Raw genomic sequence first — 692 nt, forward strand, 5'->3', positions numbered from 1 at the left:
ACGCCCTATTAAGACTCGGTTTCCCTACGGCTCCCCTAAACGGTTAACCTTGCTACTAAAATTAAGTCGCTGACCCATTATACAAAAGGTACGCAGTCACGGTCTCAAGGACCGCTCCCACTGCTTGTACGTACACGGTTTCAGGTTCTATTTCACTCCCCTCACAGGGGTTCTTTTCGCCTTTCCCTCACGGTACTGGTTCACTATCGGTCAGTCAGGAGTATTTAGCCTTGGAGGATGGTCCCCCCATATTCAGACAGGATAACACGTGTCCCGTCCTACTCGATTTCACTGTTAAAACACTTTCGCATACGGGGCTTTCACCCACTATGGCCACACTTTCCAGAGTGTTCTGCTAATGTTAAAACAGCTTAAGGGCTGGTCCCCGTTCGCTCGCCGCTACTAGGGGAATCTCGGTTGATTTCTTTTCCTCCGGGTACTTAGATGTTTCAGTTCCCCGGGTTCGCCTCTCTCAGTCTATGTATTCAACTAAGAGATACCCAGCTTATACTGGGTGGGTTTCCCCATTCGGAAATGTCCGGGTCAAAGTCTGTTTACCGACTCACCGAACCTTATCGCAGGTTACCACGTCCTTCATCGCCTCTGACTGCCAAGGCATCCACCGTGCACGCTTAGTCACTTGACCATATAACCCAAAAGGGTCTGTCAAAGTCACTGATAAAACTTCATTG

General features: G+C 49.3%; 1 rRNA gene. It reads right to left on the bottom strand.

Going from position 1 to position 692, the window contains the following annotated elements:
• Positions 1–646, bottom strand: a 23S ribosomal RNA gene (locus JW499_RS21550); the annotation flags it as partial.
• Between the last annotated feature and the right edge of the window lie 46 nt (positions 647–692).

Origin of the sequence: Amphritea pacifica (assembly GCF_016924145.1) — a bacterium.
Classification (GTDB): domain Bacteria; phylum Pseudomonadota; class Gammaproteobacteria; order Pseudomonadales; family Balneatricaceae; genus Amphritea; species Amphritea pacifica.